The 19,894-nt window shown below is 72.3% G+C and carries 24 protein-coding genes, 1 tRNA gene and 1 pseudogene; 21 read left to right on the plus strand and 5 right to left on the minus strand.

The features are described from left to right. Positions 1–145 precede the first annotated feature (145 nt). From AC5JJ1_RS27130 to AC5JJ1_RS27170, 9 genes are read left to right on the plus strand one after another with little or no spacing between them, the layout of a single operon-like run. Positions 146–814, plus strand: coding sequence for a winged helix-turn-helix domain-containing protein (locus tag AC5JJ1_RS27130; RefSeq protein ID WP_495788246.1), 669 nt, complete (start codon positions 146–148; stop codon positions 812–814). After that, positions 792–2,159, plus strand: coding sequence for a sensor histidine kinase (locus AC5JJ1_RS27135; protein ID WP_495788247.1), 1,368 nt, complete (start codon positions 792–794; stop codon positions 2,157–2,159). Before AC5JJ1_RS27130 ends, AC5JJ1_RS27135 begins: the two co-directional genes overlap by 23 nt. A gap of 8 nt (positions 2,160–2,167) precedes the next feature. After that, positions 2,168–3,292: a bifunctional diaminohydroxyphosphoribosylaminopyrimidine deaminase/5-amino-6-(5-phosphoribosylamino)uracil reductase RibD gene (gene ribD, locus AC5JJ1_RS27140; protein ID WP_495788248.1), complete on the plus strand. Its 1,125-nt coding sequence runs from the start codon at positions 2,168–2,170 to the stop codon at positions 3,290–3,292. After that, the gene (locus AC5JJ1_RS27145; RefSeq protein WP_495788249.1) at positions 3,274–3,909 is read left to right on the plus strand and encodes a riboflavin synthase; all 636 of its coding nucleotides are present in this window, start codon (positions 3,274–3,276) and stop codon (positions 3,907–3,909) included. The genes ribD and AC5JJ1_RS27145 overlap by 19 nt, the downstream gene beginning before the upstream one ends. Continuing rightward, positions 3,906–5,039, plus strand: a complete 1,134-nt coding sequence (gene ribB / locus AC5JJ1_RS27150; RefSeq protein WP_495788250.1) for a 3,4-dihydroxy-2-butanone-4-phosphate synthase — start codon at positions 3,906–3,908, stop codon at positions 5,037–5,039. The genes AC5JJ1_RS27145 and ribB overlap by 4 nt, the downstream gene beginning before the upstream one ends. A gap of 4 nt (positions 5,040–5,043) precedes the next feature. Beyond that, entirely contained in the window at positions 5,044–5,544 is a 501-nt protein-coding gene (gene ribH / locus AC5JJ1_RS27155; protein ID WP_495788251.1) for a 6,7-dimethyl-8-ribityllumazine synthase, read from the plus strand. Continuing rightward, positions 5,541–6,191, plus strand: a complete 651-nt coding sequence (gene nusB / locus AC5JJ1_RS27160) for a transcription antitermination factor NusB (protein ID WP_495788252.1) — start codon at positions 5,541–5,543, stop codon at positions 6,189–6,191. The genes ribH and nusB overlap by 4 nt, the downstream gene beginning before the upstream one ends. Positions 6,192–6,195: 4 nt before the next feature. After that, positions 6,196–7,161, plus strand: a complete 966-nt coding sequence (gene thiL / locus AC5JJ1_RS27165) for a thiamine-phosphate kinase (RefSeq protein ID WP_495788253.1) — start codon at positions 6,196–6,198, stop codon at positions 7,159–7,161. Between the two features lie 13 nt (positions 7,162–7,174). Then, positions 7,175–8,341: an MFS transporter gene (locus AC5JJ1_RS27170; RefSeq protein ID WP_495788254.1), complete on the plus strand. Its 1,167-nt coding sequence runs from the start codon at positions 7,175–7,177 to the stop codon at positions 8,339–8,341. A gap of 77 nt (positions 8,342–8,418) precedes the next feature. Here the strand turns inward: AC5JJ1_RS27170 and AC5JJ1_RS27175 are convergent, their stop codons facing one another. After that, on the minus strand, positions 8,419–8,946 hold the full coding sequence (locus AC5JJ1_RS27175) for an outer membrane protein assembly factor BamE (RefSeq protein WP_495788255.1): 528 nt from the start codon (positions 8,944–8,946) through the stop codon (positions 8,419–8,421). 134 nt (positions 8,947–9,080) lie between these two features. Here AC5JJ1_RS27175 and AC5JJ1_RS27180 point away from each other — a divergent pair, with 134 nt between their 5' ends. The 10 genes and pseudogenes from AC5JJ1_RS27180 to AC5JJ1_RS27225 all read left to right on the plus strand — a co-directional run bounded on the left by AC5JJ1_RS27180 (position 9,081) and on the right by AC5JJ1_RS27225 (position 14,753). After that, on the plus strand, positions 9,081–9,641 hold the full coding sequence (locus tag AC5JJ1_RS27180; protein WP_495788256.1) for a ubiquinol-cytochrome C chaperone family protein: 561 nt from the start codon (positions 9,081–9,083) through the stop codon (positions 9,639–9,641). Then, positions 9,631–10,131 carry a YceD family protein gene (locus AC5JJ1_RS27185; RefSeq protein ID WP_495788257.1) on the plus strand — a complete coding sequence of 167 codons (501 nt, stop codon included), beginning with the start codon at positions 9,631–9,633 and terminating at the stop codon, positions 10,129–10,131. The genes AC5JJ1_RS27180 and AC5JJ1_RS27185 overlap by 11 nt, the downstream gene beginning before the upstream one ends. Positions 10,132–10,231: 100 nt before the next feature. Next, entirely contained in the window at positions 10,232–10,435 is a 204-nt protein-coding gene (gene rpmF, locus AC5JJ1_RS27190; RefSeq protein WP_043341472.1) for a 50S ribosomal protein L32, read from the plus strand. Between the two features lie 35 nt (positions 10,436–10,470). Then, positions 10,471–11,517, plus strand: a complete 1,047-nt coding sequence (gene plsX / locus AC5JJ1_RS27195; RefSeq protein ID WP_495788258.1) for a phosphate acyltransferase PlsX — start codon at positions 10,471–10,473, stop codon at positions 11,515–11,517. 14 nt (positions 11,518–11,531) lie between these two features. Beyond that, on the plus strand, positions 11,532–12,497 hold the full coding sequence (locus AC5JJ1_RS27200) for a beta-ketoacyl-ACP synthase III (protein ID WP_495788259.1): 966 nt from the start codon (positions 11,532–11,534) through the stop codon (positions 12,495–12,497). Between the two features lie 111 nt (positions 12,498–12,608). Then, positions 12,609–12,923 carry an integration host factor subunit alpha gene (locus tag AC5JJ1_RS27205; RefSeq protein WP_495788260.1) on the plus strand — a complete coding sequence of 105 codons (315 nt, stop codon included), beginning with the start codon at positions 12,609–12,611 and terminating at the stop codon, positions 12,921–12,923. Continuing rightward, positions 12,920–13,279: pseudogene (locus AC5JJ1_RS27210) on the plus strand (MerR family transcriptional regulator); the annotation flags it as partial. The gene AC5JJ1_RS27205 and the pseudogene AC5JJ1_RS27210, both read left to right, overlap by 4 nt. A gap of 78 nt (positions 13,280–13,357) precedes the next feature. Beyond that, positions 13,358–13,434 (plus strand) — tRNA-Pro (locus tag AC5JJ1_RS27215). A gap of 97 nt (positions 13,435–13,531) precedes the next feature. Continuing rightward, positions 13,532–14,203: a sulfite oxidase-like oxidoreductase gene (locus tag AC5JJ1_RS27220; RefSeq protein WP_495788261.1), complete on the plus strand. Its 672-nt coding sequence runs from the start codon at positions 13,532–13,534 to the stop codon at positions 14,201–14,203. Next, positions 14,196–14,753 (plus strand): glutathione peroxidase, encoded by a 558-nt coding sequence (locus AC5JJ1_RS27225; RefSeq protein WP_495788262.1) that lies wholly within the window; start codon positions 14,196–14,198, stop codon positions 14,751–14,753. The genes AC5JJ1_RS27220 and AC5JJ1_RS27225 overlap by 8 nt, the downstream gene beginning before the upstream one ends. Here the strand turns inward: AC5JJ1_RS27225 and acpS are convergent. From acpS to folK, 4 genes are all read right to left on the minus strand, one after another. Beyond that, entirely contained in the window at positions 14,743–15,147 is a 405-nt protein-coding gene (gene acpS, locus AC5JJ1_RS27230; RefSeq protein ID WP_495788263.1) for a holo-ACP synthase, read from the minus strand. The genes AC5JJ1_RS27225 and acpS overlap by 11 nt on opposite strands. Next, positions 15,144–17,456 (minus strand): RelA/SpoT family protein, encoded by a 2,313-nt coding sequence (locus AC5JJ1_RS27235; RefSeq protein WP_495788264.1) that lies wholly within the window; start codon positions 17,454–17,456, stop codon positions 15,144–15,146. The genes acpS and AC5JJ1_RS27235 overlap by 4 nt, the downstream gene beginning before the upstream one ends. 10 nt (positions 17,457–17,466) lie before the next feature. Beyond that, a complete protein-coding gene (gene rpoZ, locus AC5JJ1_RS27240; RefSeq protein WP_495788265.1) occupies positions 17,467–17,865 on the minus strand; it encodes a DNA-directed RNA polymerase subunit omega in 399 nt (132 codons plus the stop codon). Between the two features lie 99 nt (positions 17,866–17,964). Then, positions 17,965–18,663, minus strand: coding sequence for a 2-amino-4-hydroxy-6-hydroxymethyldihydropteridine diphosphokinase (folK, locus tag AC5JJ1_RS27245; protein WP_495788266.1), 699 nt, complete (start codon positions 18,661–18,663; stop codon positions 17,965–17,967). On the opposite strand from folK, the gene AC5JJ1_RS27250 reads away from it, so the two are divergent. Continuing rightward, on the plus strand, positions 18,553–19,194 hold the full coding sequence (locus AC5JJ1_RS27250; RefSeq protein ID WP_495788267.1) for a LabA-like NYN domain-containing protein: 642 nt from the start codon (positions 18,553–18,555) through the stop codon (positions 19,192–19,194). The two genes, folK and AC5JJ1_RS27250, sit on opposite strands and share 111 nt — an antisense overlap. Positions 19,195–19,204: 10 nt before the next feature. Then, positions 19,205–19,843 (plus strand): uracil-DNA glycosylase, encoded by a 639-nt coding sequence (locus tag AC5JJ1_RS27255; RefSeq protein WP_495788268.1) that lies wholly within the window; start codon positions 19,205–19,207, stop codon positions 19,841–19,843. Positions 19,844–19,894 lie beyond the last annotated feature (51 nt).

Consider the following 19,894-nt stretch of genomic DNA (forward strand, 5'->3'; position numbering starts at 1 on the left):
GCTGGCCGCTTGCGGCGGCCGGCATGCCAGCATCAAAGCCCATGGCACCTGCGGGCTTCCTGCCCCGAACCATACGGATCGGTATGGTTCCGCCGCGACGGGGCTGCGCCTATCTTGCCGCCCGCGAACGGGGCGCGGAGGCGGCGTGAAGATCCTGCTGGTGGAGGACGATGCGGAGACCGCGGGCTTCATCCGCCGCGGCCTCACCGAGGCCGGCCATGTGGTCGACCATGCCGCCGACGGGCCGGACGGCCTCCACCTCGCCATGCAGGCCAGCCACGACCTGCTGGTGGTCGACCGCATGCTGCCGAGGCTGGACGGGCTCGGACTGGTCCGCGCGCTGCGGGCCGCCGGGCTGCGCACGCCGGTCCTGTTCCTCACCGCCCGCACCGGCATCGGCGACCGCGTCGAGGGGCTGGAGGCAGGCGCCGACGACTATCTCGGCAAGCCCTTCGCCTTCGCCGAGCTCGTGGCCAGGCTCAATGCCCTGGCCCGCCGCCCGCCGATGGCAACCGAGGCGACGGCGCTCCAGGTCGGCGACCTCGAGATGGACCTGCTGCGCCGCCAGGTGGCGCGCGCCGGCCGGCGGATCGAGCTGCAGCCGCGCGAGTTCCGCCTGCTGGAATACCTGATGCGCCGCGCCGGCCAGGTGGTGACGCGGACCATGCTGCTGGAGGGCGTCTGGGATTTCCATTTCGACCCGAAGACCAGCGTGGTCGAGACGCATGTGAGCCGGCTGCGCGCCAAGCTCGGCGAGCCGCCGCTCATCCACACCATGCGGGGCGCCGGCTATGTCATCCGCGCCGCCGATTGAGCGCGCCACCCGCTGGTGGCGCACCACCGCCTTCCGCGTCACCCTGTTGCACCTGCTGCTGACGCTGCTCGGCACCGCCGCGCTCTCCGGCATCGCCTGGTGGGCGACCACGGGCTATGCGCTCCGCCAGCTGGCGCAGGAGGTCGACCGCGACCGTGGCCTGCTGGTCCAGGCCGCGCGGCTCGGCGGGCCGCGCTCGGTCGCCGTCTCGGTCGAGGCCCGGCTCGCCGCCGACCGCAGCGGCACCCAATACTACCTGCTCGCCTCGCCGGAGGGCGAGCGCCTGGCCGGCAACCTCGCCAGCGCGCCCGAGGCGCCGGGCTGGGCGACGCTCCGCCTCGAAGGCGTGCGGGAGGCCGAGCTGCTGGCCCTCGGCACCCCGCTGCCGGGCGGCGGCTTCCTCGTCGTGGCGCGCGACGTGGCGCCGGTCCGCCAGCTCGAGGCGCTGCTGCTCGGCGCCGCCGGCTGGGTGGGCGGCGGAGCGGCGCTGCTCGGCCTGCTCGGCGGGCTGCTGATGGGCCGCGGCGTCACCCGCCGCGCCGCCGCGATGGATGCGGCGCTGGCCCGGGTCGAGGCCGGGGAGATCGGCCACCGCCTGCCGATCCGGCCCGGCGGCGACGAGTTCGACCGGCTGGCGCGGCGCATCAATGCCGCGCTCGACCGGGTGCAGGGGCTGATGCAGACCCTCCGCCAGGTGACGGACGACATCGCCCATGACCTGCGCACCCCCCTCACCCGGTTGCGCGGCCGGCTGGAGGCCGCCCTCCGCGCCGAGGGCGATGCCGGGTGGCGCCCCGCCACCGAGGCGGCGCTGCGGGAGTGCGAGCAGCTGCTCGAGATCTTCGCCGCCCTGCTGCGCATCGCCCAGGTCGAGAGCGGCGCCCGCCGCGCCGGCTTCGCCCGCCTCGACCTCTCGGCCCTCGCCGCCACCGTCGCCGAGGTCTACGCCCCCTCCGCCGAGGAGCGCGGCCAGCGGCTGGAGGCCGACATCCCGCCCGGCATCCACGGCTTCGGCGACCGCGAGCTGCTGACCCAGGCCCTGGCCAACCTGCTTGAGAATGCGGTGAAGCACGGGCGCGAGGGCGGGCGCATCCGCCTCGCCCTGACCCCGGCGCCGAGCCTCGTCGTCGAGGATGACGGCGAGGGCATCCCGCCCGGCGAGCGGGAGGCCGCGCTGCGCCGCTTCCACCGGCTGGATGCCGCCCGCAGCCGCCCCGGCGCCGGGCTCGGCCTCGCCCTGGTCGCGGCGGTGGCGGAGCTGCACGGCGCCCGCCTCACCCTCGGCGATGCCGGGCCCGGCCTGCGGGTGGAGCTCGCTTTGCCGGCCGCTCCCGCCGGCCCATAGTGCGGCGCATGACGGATCGGGAGCATATGGCCGCGGCGCTGGCGCTCGCGCGGCGGGGGCTCGGCAGTACCTGGCCGAACCCGGCGGTGGGCTGCGTGCTGGTCAAGGACGGCCAGGTGATCGGCCGCGGCTGGACCCAGCCCGGCGGCCGCCCGCATGCCGAGACCCAGGCGCTGGACCGCGCCGAGGCCATGTCCCCCGGAGCGGCCCGCGGGGCGACGGCCTATGTCACCCTTGAGCCCTGCTCCCATTGGGGCCGGACGCCGCCCTGCTGCGACGCGCTGATCCGCGCCGGCGTCGCGCGCGTGGTCGTCGCCACCGGCGACCCGGACCCGCGCGTCGACGGGCGCGGACTGCAGCGCCTGCGCGAGGCCGGCGTCATCGTCGAGCTCGGCCTGATGGGCGAGGAGGCCCGCCGGCAGAATGCCGGCTTCGCCCGCCGCATCACCCGCGGCCTCCCCCTTGTCACGCTGAAGCTGGCGACGACGCTCGACGGCCGCATCGCCACCTCGAGCGGCGAGAGCCAGTGGATCACCGGCCCTGCGGCCCGGCGCGAGGCGCATGCGCTGCGCGCCCGGCACGACGCCATCCTCGTCGGCAGCGGCACGGTGCTGGCCGACGATCCGGAGCTGACCGCCCGCCTCCCCGGCACGGCCCGAGTGCCGCTGGCGCGTGTCGTGGCCGACAGCCGCCTCCGCACCCCGCTCGACTCGCGCCTGGTGCGGACGGCCCGGGCGGTGCCGACCTGGATCGCCACGCGGACCAACCAGCGCCCCGCCGCCCTCGCCCCCTACCAGGGGGCGGGGGTGCAGATCCTCTCCGTCCCCCGCGCCAAGCCCGGGCTCGACCTCGCCGCCCTGCTCGGGGCGCTGGCGCAGCGGGGGGTGACGAGGGTGCTGGCCGAGGGCGGCGCGGGGCTGGCGGCCGGGCTACTCCGCGGCGGCTTCGTCAACCGGCTGGCCTGGTTCCACGCCCCCGGCATCATGGGCGGCGACGGACTGCCCGCCGTCCAGCCCTTGCCGGTTGTTCTGCTTTCCGCCATGCCCAAGTTCCAGAGGGTTGCAAGCCGCCCGCTGGGCGATGACTGGCTGACCGAGTTCGAGGAGTGCGGGCCATGTTCACCGGGATCGTGACCGATCTGGGGACGGTGCGGGAGATCCAGCCGATGGGCGAGGGCCCCAACGGGGTTGGCCATGACATGCGCCTCGTCATCGGCACCTCTCCCGCCTTCCTCGCCGAGCCCGCCCCGGTGGCGATTGGCGCCTCCATCGCCTGCTCGGGCTGCTGCCTGACGGCGGTGCAGCTCGGCGGCGACTGGTTCGCGGTCGATGCCTCGGCGGAGAGCCTGTCCAAGACGACGCTGGGCCGCCTCGCCCCCGGCAGCCGGATCAACCTCGAGCGCTCGCTCCGCATGGGCGACGAGCTGGGCGGGCACCTCGTCTCCGGCCATGTGGACGGCGTGGCGGAGGTGCTCTCGGCGGTGCCGGAGAACGGCTCCGTCCGCTACCGCTTCCGCCTGCCGGAGCACCTGGCCCCCTTCGTCGCCGCCAAGGGCTCGGTCGCGGTCGACGGCATCTCGCTGACGGTGAACGAGGTCGAGGGCGCGGTCTTCGGCGTCAACGTCATCCCGCATACGGCAGCGGTGACGACCTTCGGCACGCTGCAGCCGGGCGGCTTCGTCAATATCGAGATCGACACGTTGGCGCGCTACGTTGCCCGGCTCGTCTCCTTCAAGGGGCTCCAGTCATGACCGGCGCGGTGGCGACGAAGACCGTCAACTTTTCGGACTTCATCTCCCCGACCGAGGAGCTGATCGAGGAGGCCCGCCGCGGCCGGATGTTCATCCTGGTCGACGACGAGGACCGGGAGAACGAAGGCGACCTCGTCATCCCCGCCCAGTTCGCGACGCCGGATGCGATCAACTTCATGGCCCGCTTCGCCCGCGGCCTGATCTGCCTGGCGATGGACCGCAGGCGCGTGGAGCAGCTCGGCCTGCCGCTGATGGCCCAGGCCAACGGCACCCGGCACGCGACGGCCTTCACCGTCTCGATCGAGGCGAAGGACGGCGTGACGACCGGCATCTCGGCCGCCGACCGGGCGCATACCGTGGCCGTTGCGATCAATCCGGAGATGGGGCGTGAGCATATCGTGACCCCGGGCCACGTCTTCCCGCTCGTCGCCCGCGACGGCGGCACGCTGGTCCGCGCCGGGCATACCGAGGCCTCGGTCGACCTCGCCCGCCTGGCGGGGCTGAACCCCTCCGGCGTGATCTGCGAGATCATGAACGACGACGGGACCATGGCGCGGATGCCGGACCTCGTCGCCTTCGCCCAGCACCACGGCCTCAAGCTCGGCACCATCGCCGACCTGATCGCCCACCGTCGCCGGACGGAGCGCCTGGTCCGGCGCCTGTCGGAGGGGCATATCGACCACCCGATCGGCGGCGACTGGCGCCTCGTCGTCTATGGCAACACCCTCTCGCCCGGCGAGCATCTGGCCCTGATCCGCGGCGACGTGGCGGCACCCGGCCCCGTGCATGTGCGGATGCATGCCGCCAACCTGCTGCACGACATCGTCCTCGGCGCCGGCACCGGCGATCTGCACGACGCGATGCACATGATCGAGGCGGCCGGGCGCGGCGTCGTCGTCATCATCCGCGACTGGCGGCCGGACGGCATGAGCGAGCAGGTGAGGAACAATCGCGACCGACAGGTAGCGCCGCCGGAGATCCGGGACTATGGGATCGGCGCGCAGATCCTCGCCGATCTCGGGGTGCGCGACATGGTGCGGCTGTCGAACAACCCCCGGCCCATCGTCGGCCTGGAGGGTTATGGCCTGCGGGTGGTGGAAACCCGCCCGCTGGCCGGGAAAGGTGACTGACTGAATGAGCACGATCGATGCGCCGGAGCGCCAGGCGCGGCCGTTGGAGGGGCCGGCGCCGCATCTGCTGGTGATCCAGGCGCCCTATTACGCTGATGTGGTGGGCGGCATGCTCCGCGGCGCCCAGCGCGTCTTCGCCGCGGCCGAGGCGACGGCCGATGTGGTCGATGTCGCCGGCGCCTTTGAGCTGCCGGCCGCGCTGCGGATGGTCCTCAGCCAGCCTGCCAAGGGCGGCAAGGCGGTGCGCTATGACGGCTTCCTGCTGCTCGGCTGCGTGGTGAAGGGCGAGACGGACCATTACGACTTCATCTGCTCGGCGGTCTGCCAGGGGGTGATGGACGTCTCGACCGAGCGGGGTGCGGCCATCGGCTTCGGCCTGCTGACGGTCGACACCCTCGCCCAGGCCGAGGCGCGCTCGGCCGATGACCGGCACAACAAGGGGGCCGAGGCAGCGCATGCGCTGCTCGGCCAGGTGGCGCTGCGGCGCCGCTGGGGCCTGGCGTGAGCGGGACCTGGAAGACCACCGGCCTCGGCACCAGCGAGCTCGACAAGCTCCGCGCCGAGATGGAGGCCGAGCAGGCCGGCACGCCCGAGGCGCCGAAACCCGCGGCGAAACCTGCCGCAAAGCCCGGTGGGAAATCTCGCAACCGCCGGCCCGGCCAGGGCCCGGGCGGTCCGCAGGTCCGCGGCGGCCGGCCGCGCACCGGTGCCCGCGTCGCCGCCGTCCAGGCGCTCTACCAGAGCGAGCATACAGGCGAGCCGGCCGAGGCCGTGATCCAGCAATTCCTCAGCCACCGCATCGGCGGCGGCTACGAGGAGGGCGGCGTGCCGGAAGCCGACCGCCCGCTCTTCGGCACCATCGTCCGGACGGCCGCGAAGAATGGCGAGCGGCTGGACGGGCTGATTTCTCAGCACCTCGATGCCGACTGGCCGCTGATGCGGCTCGACCCGGTGCTGCGCGCCCTGCTCCGCGCCGCCAGCGCCGAATTCGCCGAAGGCGGCGGCCAGCCGCCGGCGCGCGTCGTGATCAACGAGTATCTCGACATCGCGCATGGCTTCTTCGGCGGCGAGGAGCCGCGCTTCGCCAATGGCGTGCTCGACGCGCTGGCCCGCGCCCTGCGGCCGGAGGAATTCGCCGCCGGCCGGAAGTAGCGCGATGGCCGGGCCGCCTGCCGAATTCGCCCTCATCGCCCGGCATTTCCTGCCGCTGGCCGGGCCGGGGGCGCTCGGCCTGGCCGATGATGCGGCGCTGCTCGACCCGCCGCCGGGGCGGCAGCTGGTGCTCGCCGCCGATGCCATGGTGGCGGGCGTCCATTTCCTGCCGGAGGACCCGCCGGAGACCATCGGCCGCAAGCTGCTGCGGGTGAACCTCTCCGACCTCGCCGCCATGGGCGCGGCGCCGCTCGGCTACCTGATGACCACCGCCCTGCCCCGCGACCTGCCGACAGGCTGGCTCGAAGGCTTCGTGGCGGGGCTGGCGGAGGACCAGGCGCGCTTCGGCCTTTCCGTCCTCGGCGGCGACACGGTCTCCATCCCGGGCCCCATCAGCCTGTCGCTCACCATCCTCGGCAGCGTCGCGCCCGGCGCCGCCCTCCGCCGCGCCGGCGCCCGGCCGGGGGACGGGCTCTGGGTCTCCGGGACCATCGGGGACGGGGCGCTCGGCCTCCGCGTGCTGCAGGGGCGGCTGCCGGGCGATGCCGGGGGCCATCTCGCCCGCCGCTACCGCCTGCCGGAGCCGCGCCTCGCCCTCGGCACCGCGCTCGCCGGGCAGGCCCATGCGGCCATGGATGTCTCCGATGGCCTCGTCCAGGACTGCGGCCATCTCTGCCGCGCCGCCGGCTGCGGCGCGATGATCGAGGCCGGCCGCGTGCCGCTCTCGCCCGCCGCCCGCGCCCTCGTCATGGCCGATCCGGCGCTGCTGCCGCTGGTGCTGACGGGCGGCGACGACTACGAATTGCTCTTCGCCGCCCCGCCCGGCGCCGGCATCGAGGCCCTGGCCTCCGCCGCCGGCACCCCGGCCACCCGGATCGGCGAATTCGTCGCAGGACCCGCCGAGGTCCAGGTCAAGGATGCGGAGGGCGCCCCGCTCGCCCTCCCCGCGGGAGGATGGTCGCATTTCTAGCGAAGAGGGGCGCATGAAGCGCCAGGTCTGGCTGCTCTTCTGCTGCCAGGCCCTGATGCAGGCCGCGACCGTCGGCCAGGCGGTGATGGCAGCGCTGATCGGGCACAGCCTGGCCGAGGACAAGTCGCTCTCGACGCTGCCCGTCGCCATCCAGATGACGGCGACCATGGCGGCCTCCATCCCGGCCGGGATGGTCTTCGCCCGGCTCGGCCGCAAGCCGGGCTTCATCCTTGGCGCGCTCGGGGCGATGGCGGGCTCGCTCACCTTCGCTGCCGGCGTCTGGACCGGCAATTTCGTCCTCTACTGCGCGGGCGCGGTGCCGGCGGGCCTCGGCTTCGGCATCGCCCAGCACTACCGCTTCGCCGCGGCCGAGGTCGCCTCGCCCGGCTATCGCCCGCGCGCCATCAGCCTGGTGATGACCGGGGGCATCCTCGCCGCCAGCCTCGGGCCGGAGCTGGTGAAGGCGACGCGGGACAGCGTCCCGCCCTACCTCTTCCTCGGCACCTACCTCGTGCTGGCCTGCCTGCCGGTGCTCTGCATGGCGCTGCTCTCCTTCACCCGCCTGCCGCCGCCGCCCGCCCGTCATGCCGGCGGCGCCTCGGTCTGGGAAATCATCGCCCGCCCGGCCTTCCTCACCGCCGCCGTCACCGGCATGGTGGCCTATGGCACGATGAACCTGCTGATGACCTCGACGCCGGTCGAGATGATGCTCTGCGGCTTCGGCATCGGCGCCTCGGCGACCGTCATCCAGATCCATGCGGTGGCCATGTTCGGCCCCGGCTTCTTCACCGGCCGCCTCATCACCCGCTTCGGCGTGCGCCCCGTGATCGTGGCGGGCGCGGCCCTGACGGCGCTCTGCGTGGCGATCGGGCTGATGGGCGAGAGCTTCGCCCATTTCGGCCTGGCGCTCGGCCTGCTGGGGCTCGGCTGGAACTTCATGTTCGTCGGCGCGACGACCCTGCTGGCGACCGCCCATGCGCCGGAGGAGCGGGTGCGCGCCCAGGCGGCGAACGACACCATCGTCTTCGGCACCGTGGCCTGCACTGCCTTCCTCTCCGGCGCGGTGCACGCGCAGGCGGGATGGGCGGTGCTGAACCTCACCGTGCTGCCGGCCCTGGCCCTCGCCCTCGGCGCTATCGCCTGGCAGCAGCTGCGCGGGGCGCGGACCGCCGCGGGCTGAGCGCCAGGACCCCGGCCAGGGTCCGCGCCGCAAGCCGGCCCCTCCGCAAAGCCGCGAAGGGGCCCTCAGTGGATGGGTCAGCGCCCCGTCCCCGACCCCGGGGCGCCCGGGCTGGTCGGGATGGACGCACCCGGCCCGATCCGCCCGACATTGCCGAAGAGCGCCTGCAGCAGGGAGCGGTCGTTGCCTGGCGTCGGCGTCACGCGCGAGACCATGTCGACCGGCTTGCCCTCTTCCTCGCCCACCATCTTCACATCGCGCACGACGCCGCCCGCATCGAAGGACACGACGACCGTCTGCTGGTCGGTCACCAGCAGCTCCCGCCCCGGGCGCTGCCGGGTCTTGCTGCTTATGTAGTACCAGACGGGGTCGCCGAAGCTGCTGGTCTGGGTCGGGGAGCCGAGCAGCGCCTGCACATCCTGGCGCGTCTGCACCCCGGGCGTGATCTCCTTCAGCTGGTCCTCGGTTACCCGGTTGCCGCGCTGCACCACCGGCGCGTCGAAGACGCTGCAGCCCGGCAGCGCCAGCAGCACGCCAAGGGCCAGGGCCGCCGCGCGCAACCGTGGCGCGGCGGGCCGATTGACCGGATGGCAGGGGCGATCCATGTCTGGTCCCACTCTCGATCTCCGCCCGGGGCATGGTGCCGCGGGCCGCGCATGACTGTTCCGGCGCGAATGCCACCATGCCACGGCAGGGTCAACCGCGCCGTGGCCGGACCACAGAAGAGGACCGACCGACCATGGGCCTGCTCGCCCTGTTCCGCCGCAAGCCGCATGAGCGGATCGGCTTCGAGCTCTACGGCGCCGCCGTCTCGGCGGCGCGCGATCCATGGTTCTTCGAGAGCCTCGGCATCCCGGACACGCTGGACGGCCGCTTCGACGTGGTCGGGCTGCATGTCGCCCTGCTGATCCGGCGCCTGCGCACCGACCGGGACAAGCGCGGCGCCGGCCTGGCCCAGGCCGTCTTCGACGCAATGTTCGCCGACATGGACATCAACCTGCGCGAGATGGGCGCCAGCGACATGAGCATCGGCAAGCGGGTGAAGCGGATGTGGGAGGCCTTCCATGGCCGGTGCATCGCCTATGAGGCGGCGCTCGATGCCGGCGATCTGCCCGCCCTGGCCACCGCCCTCGAGCGCAATGTCTGGCGCGAGGCGGCCGAGGCGCCGCGGGAGCCAGCCCTCCGCCTCGCCCGCCACGCCCTCCGCGGCGCCGAGGCGCTGGCGGGCATTCCCTTCGGCACCCTGCTGCGCGGCGAGGCGCCCTTCCCCGCCCCGCTGGAGGCCGCCGATGCCGCCTGACCCGGCTCCGGAATTCTCCCGCCCCCTGCCGCTCGGCACCGTCTCCCAGGCCGGACGCCGCCTGTCGCTCACGGCCACCCCGGGGGAATGCGCAGCGCTGGCGGACCGCTTCGGCATCCTCTCGATCGAGAGCCTTGCCGCCGAGCTGCGCCTCGGCCTTGAGGCGGAAGGGACGGTCCTGGCCGAGGGCCGGATCGCCGCCAGCCTCACCCAGGCCTGCATCGTGACGCTGGAGCCTGTGGCCCAGGCGGTGGACGTGCCGGTCGCCTTCCGCCTCCTCCCCCCGGGCCGCGAGCCGCAGGACGGGCCGGAGGACATCGACGAGATCGAATGCCCGGACGGCGTCGCCGATCTCGGCGAGGCGGTGGCCGAGCAGCTTGCCCTGGCCATCGACCCCTATCCCCGCGCCCCGGGCGCCGAGCTTCCCGAGGAGGCGACCGACCGTTCCGCCGACGCCTTCGCCGCCCTGGCCGCGCTCCGGAAGAACTAGCTGCGGGGCCGGAGATGCGCTTGCACCCCGGGGGGTGCGGTGCTACAGCCCCGCCCTCCCGTTGAAACGCCTTGCGTGTTGCAAAGAAAGGCTCGGCGCCATGGCCGTCCCGAAGAAAAAGGTTTCGCCCTCCCGTGCCGGCATGCGGCGGAGCCACCAGGCCCTGACCAGCATGGCCCATGCCGAGTGCTCCAACTGCGGCGAGCTGAAGCGCCCGCACCACGTCTGCTCCTCTTGCGGGCATTATGACGGCCGCGAGGTCGTGCCTGCCGGGGATGCGCTGAAGGCCGCCATCCGCCACTGAGCCGGAACGGGCATACGGGCGGGGATCGGCAGACCGTGTCGCAGAGCACTGGTGCCTCGGGCTTCTCCCTGGCGATCGACGCCATGGGCGGCGACCATGCGCCCGACAGCGTCCTCGACGGGCTGGAACTGGCCGCGGAGCGTCATCCGCAGGCCCGCTTCCTGCTGGTCGGCGACGAGGCCCGGATCGGCGGGATGCTGGCTCGCCGCCCCCGTGCCGCCAAGGCCTGCAGCCTGCGCCATGCGCCGGATGTCATCTCCTCCGAGATGAAGCCCACGGCGGCGCTGCGCCAGGGCCGGCAGAGCTCCATGCGCATCGCGATCGACGCGGTCGCCGGCGGCGAGGCGGCCGGCGTGGTCTCGGCCGGCAATACCGGCGCGCTTATGGCGCTGGCCAAGATCGTCATCAAGACTCTGCCGGAGATCGACCGGCCGGCGCTCGCCGCCATCGCCCCCTCGGCGCGCGGCGACGTGGTGCTGCTCGACCTCGGCGCCAACGTGCAGTGCGATGCCCGCAACCTCGTCGAATTTGCCGTCATGGGCGACAGCTTCGCCCGCGCCGTGCTTGGCCTGACGACGCCGAGCTTCGGCCTGCTCAATGTCGGCTCCGAGGAGCTGAAGGGCGACGACCGGGTGCGCGCCGCCGCCGAGACGCTGCGCGAGAGCCATATCGGCCCGAATTTCCACGGCTTCATCGAGGGCCATGACATCGCCGCCGGCACCGTCGACGTGGTGGTGACGGACGGCTTCACCGGCAACGTCGCCTTGAAGACTGCCGAGGGCACGCTGAAGCTGATGCGCGACCTGCTGCGCCAGGTCTTCACCAGCAGCATCCCGGCGCGGGCCGGCTACCTGCTCGCCCGCCCCGCGCTCGACCGCCTGCGCGAGTGGATGGACCCGCGCCGCTACAACGGTGCCATCCTGCTCGGCCTCAACGGCGTGGTGGTGAAGTCGCATGGCGGGACGGATGCGCTCGGCTTCGCCCATGCCGTCGACGTCGCCATGGACATGGTGACCCACCGCTTCAACGACCGCATCCGCGAGGGCCTGGCGCAGATCGGCAAGCCGGTCGCCGCAGCCTGAAGGAGGGCGCCCCGATGCTCCGTTCCGTGATCGCCGGCTGCGGCGGCTACCTGCCGGAGCGCTGCGTGCCCAATGCCGCGCTCGCCGCCGAATTCGGCATCGAGACCTCGAACGAGTGGATCATCGAGCGCACCGGCATCCGCCAGCGCCACATCGCCGCGCCGGGCGAGACCGCCTCCGCCATGGGCGCCGCCGCTGCCCGCCAGGCGCTCGAGCGTGCCGGCATGGAGGCCGGGCAGGTCGATGCCATCATCGTTGCCACGGCGACGCCGGACAGCGCCTTCCCGGCGACCGCCGTCCGCATCCAGCAGCAGCTCGGCATCACCGGGGGCTTTGCCTTCGACATGGCGGCCGCCTGCACCGGCTTCGTCTATGCGATGGGCGTGGCCGATGCGCTGCTGAAGACCGGCCAGGCCCGCTGCGCCCTGGTCATCGGCACCGAGGTCTTCTCCCGCATCCTCGACTGGACCGACCGCGGCACCTGCGTCCTCTTCGGCGACGGCGCCGGCGCGGTGGTGCTGACCGCCGAGGCGGGCACCGATCGCGGCATCCTCTCCACCCACCTGCACTCCGACGGGCGGCATGGCGACATCCTCCTGGTCGATGGCGGCGCCGGCTCCACCGGCGGCACCGGCCTGCTGCGGATGGCGGGGAAGGAGGTCTTCCGCCACGCCGTCTCCAAGCTCGCCGCCGTGGTCGACGAGGCGCTGGCCGCCAATGGGCTGAGCCATGCCGACCTCCGTTGGCTGGTGCCGCACCAGGCCAATCTCCGCATCATCGAGGCGATGGGGAAGAAGCTGAACTTGCCGCGGGAGCGCGTGGTGGTGACGGTCGACCGCCACGCCAATACCTCCGCCGCCTCCATCCCCCTGGCGCTGGCGGATGTTGCCGGCCGCGGCATGATCGAGCGCGGCGACCTGGTGGTGCTGGAGGGCATCGGCGGCGGCCTCACCTGGGGCGCCTGCCTCCTCCGCTTCTGACCACTGCGACATTCCAGCCACGCTGTGGCGCTTTCGCCAGAGCGTGATTGACGCCCGCGGTGGATACCGGTTTCCTAACGGTCAGAATGGCTTGCGGGAACCGGTTGCCAGATGAATACGCTCACGCGCGCGAACCTGGCCGAGGCGATCTATAGCCAGGTCGGGCTGTCGCGGAACGAATCCGCGGCCCTGCTCGAATCGGTCCTGGAACGCATCTCCGGCGCCCTTGAGGCCGGCGAGGCGGTGAAGATCTCCGCCTTCGGCACCTTCATGGTCCGCCAGAAGGGCCAGCGCGTCGGCCGCAACCCGAAGACCGGGGTGGAGGTGCCCATCCTGCCGCGCAAGGTGCTCTCCTTCCGGCCCTCCCAGGTGCTGAAGGCCCGCATCAACGGCCAGGCCACGCCGGCCACGGACAGCGCGGCGTGAGCGACCCGCTTGCCCCGCGCCCCCGCAAGGCGCCGACCGCGTTCCGCACCATCAGCGAGGTGGCGGACGACCTGCACATCCCGCAGCACGTCCTGCGCTTCTGGGAAACGAAATTCCCCCAGCTCAAGCCGCTGAAGCGCGGCGGCGGGCGGCGCTACTACCGGCCGGAGGATATCGGCCTGCTGCGGCGCATCGCCGACCTGCTCTACACCCAGGGCTACACCATCAAGGGCGTGCAGCGGCTGCTGCGCGAGGGCGGCCTCGGTGAGGCGGAGCTCTCCCTGCCGGAACCCGCCGAGGCCCCGCCCGAGAGCCTCCGCAGCATCATCGAGGAGCTGGAGGACATCGCCGAGGAGCTGCACAGCCTCGCCGGCCGATAATGGCGGAAGGGCTCTAGCCTCCGCCCTGACGCGGTGCTATCCCGGCGCCCGGCACGGATCGTAGCGCAGCCTGGTAGCGCACTTGTCTGGGGGACAAGGGGTCGTGGGTTCGAATCCCGCCGGTCCGACCACCTCCAGCTTGCCGAACTTGCCCCAGCCCTCGGCATCCGCGCCTGAGCCCTTGCATCCGCCGCCGCTGCCGATACGTAAGATCAGCAGGAGATCGCCATGGCCGAGGACGAGGATATCCCCCTGAGCGGCGGCATCCGCCAGAAGCTGGTTGACACCAAGCAGGCCTGGGCCCGGGACGGCCGCCTCCTCACCGGGACCCATGGCGACCCGACGCGGGACCGCCTGCCGCCCGGCCAGACGCTGGTGAAGGACTGGCCGGTGCTTGACCTGGGCGTGCAGCCCGATGTCTCGCCGGAGCGCTGGCGGCTGCGGGTGGAGGGGCTGGTGCAGGCGCCGGTGCGCCTCACCCTCCCCGAATTCATGGCCCTGCCGCAGACCGAGCTGGTCAACGACATCCACTGCGTCACGCAGTGGAGCCGCTACGACAACCGTTGGCAGGGCGTCCGCGCACGCGACCTGATTGAGATGGCCCGGCCGAAGGAGGAGGCGCGCTTCGTCTCCTTCACCTCCTATGACGGCTACACCACCAATGTCCCACTGGCCGAGTTCACCCGCGACGAGGTGCTGCTCGCCCATAGTTGGGAGGGCGCGCCGCTGGCCCGCCAGCATGGCGGGCCGGTGCGGGTGGTGCTGCCCCGCCTCTATTTCTGGAAGAGCCCGAAATGGGTGACCCGGATCGAGCTGCTGCGCGAGGACCGTCCCGGCTTCTGGGAGGTCCGTGGCTACCACAACAACGGCGACCCCTGGGCGGAGGAGCGGTATGGCTGAGTTCGGACGACGTGCGGCGCTGGCCCTCGGGGCAATGGCCATGAGCGGCCTCGCCGGCGCGGCGGAGCCGACCGCCTTCGACTTCCGCATGGACTCGATCGATGGCGGCCCGCTCGACCTCGGCGGCTTCCGCGGCCGGCCGATGCTGGTGGTGAACACCGCGAGCTTCTGCGGCTTCACCCCGCAATATGCCGGGCTGCAGAAGCTTTACGACCGCTTCTCAGGCCGCGGCCTGGTGGTGCTCGGCGTCCCCTCCAACGACTTCAACCAGGAGAGCGCGGACGCCCGCACCATCAAGCATTTCTGCGAGGCGACTTACGCCGTCGCCTTCCCGATGACCATGCCAGCCCGCGTGCGGGGCGCGCAGGCGGCACCGCTCTTCGCCTTCCTCGCGGCGCATGGCGGCGGGGCGCCGCGCTGGAACTTCCACAAATACCTGGTCTCGCGCGACGGGCGCCGGGTGCAGGGCTTCCCCACCGCGACGGAGCCGGATGCGCCGGCGCTGATCCGCGCGGTGGAGGCGGCGCTGGCCGCACCTCCTACAGCCTGACCGCCGAGATGATCACTACGGCGCTGGCATAGGGGTATTCGTCTGTCATGGTCAGCGCCACCTCCGCCCGGTGCCCGGGCGGGGTGATGCGCGCCAGCCGTTCCGCCGCACCGCCCGTCATGCGGAGCGTCGGCTGCCCGCTCGGCAGGTTGACCACGCCGAGGTCGCGGAAGAAGACCCCCGCCCGGAACCCCGTCCCCAGCGCCTTGGAGGCCGCCTCCTTCGCCGCGAAGCGCTTGGCGTAGGTGCTCGCCTGCAGCCTCTCCGTCCGCCGCTCCGCCTTGGCGCGCTCTGTCTCGGTGAAGACCCGCTCGAGGAAGCGCTCGCCGTACCGGGCGATGCTCTGCTCGATGCGCCGGATGTCGACGATATCGTTGCCGAGGCCGAGGATCATCCGCGCGCCCGCTCCACCCGGAGGTTGTCGGCCGGCGCCCGCAACGCCCCCATGATGCGCTCGAGGTGCCTGAGGTCCCGCACCTCGACATCGAGCGCGACCTCGCAGCTCTCCGGGTCGCGGTGGTTCACCTTGAGCCCCGCCAGGGCCCCGTCCTGCTGCGCCACCGTCTCGGTCAGCGCGGCCAGGGCCGAGGGCTTGTTGCGCGTCTCGACGATGATTCGCCCGACATGGTGGCCGACCGCCCCCTCGTCCCAGTCGATGTCGAGGAAGCGCTCGGGGGCGGCGGCGAAATTCTCGAGGCTCCGGCAATCCGCCGCATGGATGCTGACGCCCTTGCCGGTGGTGACGATGCCGAGGATACGCTCGCCCGGCAGTGGGTGGCAGCAGCCGGCGAAATGATAGGGCATGCCGCTGACGAGGCCCGTCACCGGCATCCCCGCCGGCACCGGCCCCCGCGGTGCCCCCGTCCTGTCGGCTCGCCCGAGCGTCGGCCCGGCGCCGAGCCGCCCGCGCGGCCGCGCCAGCGGCAGCGGGTCCGCGATGCGGGGCGGCGTGCGCAGCTCCGGCACCGCCGCCTGCACCACCTCCCGCGCCGAGAGCGAGCCAGAGCCGACCAGCAGGTAAAGCTCGTTCAGCCCCGGCTGCTTGAAGGCCTTCAGCGCCCCTTCCAGCTGCTTTTCGGAGAAATCCAGCCCCTCCTGCCGGAAGGCCTTGGTGATGGCCGCCCGCCCGCTCTCCTGGTTCTCCTCCCGCTGCCTGGCATGGACGAAGCGGCGGATGCGCGCCCGCGCCTTGCCGGTGACGACGAAGCGCTCCCAGGCCGGGTTCGGCTGGCCGCCGCGGGCGGTGATGATCTCGACCTGGTCGCCATTCTCCAGCATATGGCGGAGCGGCACGATCTTGCCGTTGACCTTGGCGCCGACGCAGGTGTCGCCGACCTGGCTATGCACCTCATAGGCGAAGTCGACGGGCGTCGCGCCGCGCGGCAGCTCGATCAGGTCGCCCTTGGGGGAGAAGCAGAAGACCAGCTCCCGGTGCAGCTCGAGCTTGGTATCGTCGAGGAATTCCTGGACGCCCTCGGCATTCTCGAGGATGTCGAGCAGCGCCCGCACCCAGGGGTAGCGCTTGCGCGTCGTGCCGGCGCCGGCCGTCTCCGGCCCCTGCTTGTAGATCCAGTGCGCCGCAACGCCGTACTCGGCGACCTCGTGCATCTCCCGCGTGCGGATCTGCACCTCGATCTTGGCGTTGCGCCGCTCCGGCACCGTCACGCCGGTATGGAGCGACTGGTAGCCGTTTGTCTTCGGCGTCGAGATGTAGTCCTTGAAGCGCCCGGGGACGACGCGATAGGCGTCGTGCACTGCGCCGAGCGCCATGTAGCAGGCGTTGCGGTCATCGACGATGACGCGGAAGGCCATGACATCCGAGAGCGCCTCGAAGGCCACGTTCTTCTTCTGCATCTTCAGCCAGATCGAATAGGGCGACTTCTCCCGCCCCAGCACATCGAGCGCATTGACGCCATGCTTCGCCAGCACGCGTCGCAAATCCTGCTCGATCTCGCGGATCAGGTCGGCGCCCTGCCCGCGGAGGAAGGTGAGCCGCGCCGCGATGGTCTGCCGCGCCTCCGGGTGCAGCGCCTGGAAGGCGAGCGTCTCCATCTCCGTCTTCAGCGCGTCCATGCCGATGCGCTCGGCGAGCGGGGCGAAGATCTCCAGCGTCTCGCGCGCCGTCTTCTGCCGCCGTGCCAGTTGCGGCACGAAATGCAGCGTCCGCATGTTGTGCAGCCGGTCGGCGAGCTTCACGAGCAGGACGCGGATGTCCTCGCTCATGGCCAGCACCAGCTTGCGGAGGTTCTCCGCCTGCTTGGTCCGCTCCGACTGCAGCTCGATCCGCGTCAGCTTGGTGACGCCGTCGACCAGCCGCGCCACCTCGGCGCCGAAGCGGCGCTCGATCTCCTTCAGCCCGACCGCCGTGTCCTCGGCGACGTCGTGGAGCAGGGCGGTAGCGATGGTCGCGCTGTCCAGCCGGTAGTCGGCCAGGATGCCGGCGACGGCGAGCGGGTGGGTGATGTAGGGCTCGCCATTCTCCCGCTGCTGTGTCGCATGCGCCTCGGCGGCGAGTTGCCCGGCGCGGGTGATGAGGCCGATATCGGCCCGCGGATCATAGGCAAGGACCCGCTCGGCAAGCGCGGTCGCTTCGCCATAGCCCGGCGGCAGGCCGGGCACGGCGGCGGAGACGGCTCCGGTGGCCGGGCCCTCAGGGGCGCGCGGCACCGGGGCGAGAGCGGGCCCGGCGTCGCGCGGCGTCAAGGGGCCCGTCTCAGCGGCGGCCGCCGCCCAGCTCGGCGGCGATCGCAGCCTCGAGGTCGTCCGGCGACATCTCCTCGAGGCCGGCGCCATCGACTGGCAGCTCCTCGTTGACGTCCATGACGCCGAAGATGTTCTCGTCGGTGGCGATGAGGTCGAGCACCTCCTCCTCCGCCGGCTCCGGCTCCGGGGCCCGCTGGAGCGACTTGATGAGGTCCGCCTCGACCGAGGGGAGGTCGATGGTCTGCTCGGCGATCTCGCGGAGCGCAACGACGGTGTTCTTGTCGTTCTCGCGCTCGAGCGTCAGCTCCTCGCCGCGGCCGATGTTGCGGGCCCGCTGCGCGGCGGTGAGCACGAGCTCGAACCGGTTCGGGATCTGGAGAATGCAGTCTTCGACGGTGACGCGCGCCATCTCGGCCTCATGAACTGGATCGGCCGCCCCCGTCGGGGCAGCGCGGATGAACACTCCAGATAGCCACGCAGCCCTGCTTTCGCAAGCGCCGTGCGGCCATCAACCCCCGATGGGCACGGGCAGGTCCTCCTCCGGCAGCCCCGCCAGCAGCGCCTCCACCGTGCTGCCGAGCACTGGATGCATCCAACCGGGCGCCACGTCGGCGAGCGGCTGCAGCACGAAGCGGCGGAGATGCGCGCGCGGATGCGGCAGCACCGGGTCCGGCGCCTGCCGCACCAGCCCGTCGATCGCCACGATGTCGAGGTCGAGCGTCCGCGGCGCGTTGGGATAGGGCCGCTGCCGTCCCGCCGCCGCCTCCAGCCCCTGCAGGGCCGCGAGCAACGCCGCCGGCTCTGGCGCCTCGCCCTCCAGCCGCGCGACGCCGTTGACGAAGCGCGGGACGCCGGGGAGCGTCGGAACCGGCACCGTTTCATACCAACGCGAGACGGCAGCAAGCCGCAGCCTGCACAACCCTTCGAGTGCCTCGGCTGCCGCGCGACACGTCTCGATTGGTGCTTTTCCATCATATCCGGGCAAATTCGCGCCAATGGCGATGAGTGCCACGCTTTGTCGCTTAACCACCTGCAACCTTCGCCTAAACTGCCGGATGCGCAGACTGGCGCGACCCATATTTCGAAAGCAACGACCTTGCAGCCCGACCGGATCGAACGCCTCGCCGTCTTCATCGACGGGGCCAATCTCTACGCCGCCTCGCGTACCCTTGGCTTCGACGTAGACTACAAGAACCTGCTGGCGCATTTCCGGAGGCAGGCCTACCTCATCCGCGCCTATTACTACACCGCCCTGCTCGAGACCGAGGAGTACTCCCCGCTCCGCCCGCTCGTCGACTGGCTCGGCTACAACGGTTACTCCGTCGTCACCAAGCCTGCCAAGGAATTCACCGACGCCACCGGCCGCCGCCGCGTCAAGGGCAGCGTCGACATCGAGATGGCCGTCGACGTGCTCGACCTCGCGCCGCATCTCGACCATGTCGTCATCTTCTCGGGCGACGGCGACCTCCGCCGCCTGGTCGAGGCGGTGCAGCGGCGCGGCGTGCGCGTCACCGTCATCTCCTCCATCCGCACCCAGCCGGCGATGATCGCCGACGAGCTGCGCCGCCAGGCGGATGCCTTCATCGACCTCTCCGAGCTCGCTGAGCACATCACCCGGCGCCAGGTGGAGCCGCGGCAGCGCCAGGCCGGCGCGGCCGGCAGCGCCCCGCCCAAGCTCACGTCGATCCGCGCGACGCCGGCCGAGCCCTTCCGCGAGACGCCGGAATTGCCGGAGTGAGGGGGCCGGAGTGAGCAATCCGGCACCGCAGCCGGACCGCGACTGCCCGCTCTGCCCCCGCCTCGTATCCCTCCGCGAGGCGAACCGGGCCGCCTGGCCCGACTGGCACAATGCCCCGGTCCCCTCCTGGGGGCCGCGCGGGGCAGGGCTGATGGTGCTCGGCATGGCGCCCGGGCAGCGCGGGGCGAACCGCACCGGCCGCCCCTTCACCGGCGACCATGCCGGCCGGCTGCTCTATGCGACGCTGCTGAAATACGGCCTCGCCGAGGGCACCTATCTCGAGCGGCCGGATGACGGCATGGCGCTGACCGGCTGCCGCGTCACCAATGCCGTGCGCTGCGTGCCCCCCGCCAACCTGCCCCAGCCGGCCGAGATCCGCGCCTGCAACACCTTCCTCGCCGGCGAGATCCGGGGGATGCCGCAGCTGCGCGTGGTGCTGGCGCTCGGCGTGCTGGCGCATGACGCCTGCCTGCGCGCGCTCGGCCTGAAGCGCAGCGCGACGCGCTTCGCCCATGGCGCCCAGCACGCGCTGCCTGGCGGGCTGGTACTGGCCGACAGCTATCATGTCAGCCGCTACAACACCTCGACGCGGCGGCTGACGACGGAGATGTTCGAGGCCGTCGTCGCCGCCATCCTGCCGCGCCTCTAGCAGCCTGTCGGATTCCCATCCGGTCTGAAATCGGCGAATCTGGCGGGCATG

This window comes from Belnapia sp., from assembly GCF_059504005.1.